The sequence below is a fragment of the Flavobacterium solisilvae genome, assembly GCF_012911605.1.
GTDB classification, from domain to species: Bacteria; Bacteroidota; Bacteroidia; order Flavobacteriales; family Flavobacteriaceae; genus Flavobacterium; species Flavobacterium solisilvae.
This window is the reverse complement of record NZ_JAAMPT010000054.1, coordinates 1-243: the sequence shown is the minus strand read 5'-3', so window position 1 is coordinate 243 and position 243 is coordinate 1. Positions and strand designations below refer to the sequence as shown.

Sequence of the window (243 nt, the reverse complement as noted above, 5' to 3'; positions counted from 1 at the left end):
GGTGGAACTTGGTCGCCAGCATTAGCTAGTGGAACAAGTATTTTCAATCCAGCAATTGATTTGTCTGGAAGTTACACTTATAGTTTAATTGGAAATGATCCATGTGATAACGATGAAGCAACCATTACTGTAATCGTAAATCCAGTTCCAAATGCAGGAAACGATGTTGCTAATTTTACTATTTGTTCTAATCAAAATGCGATAGACTTATTTTCTTTATTAGGTTCAAACGCTCAAACAGGC

1 protein-coding gene is annotated in these 243 nt (G+C 35.8%); it reads left to right on the top strand.

Going from position 1 to position 243, the window contains the following annotated elements:
* Positions 1–243, top strand: a 243-nt coding sequence (locus tag G6042_RS00255; protein WP_169522313.1) for a hypothetical protein, incomplete at both ends; no start/stop codon positions are given.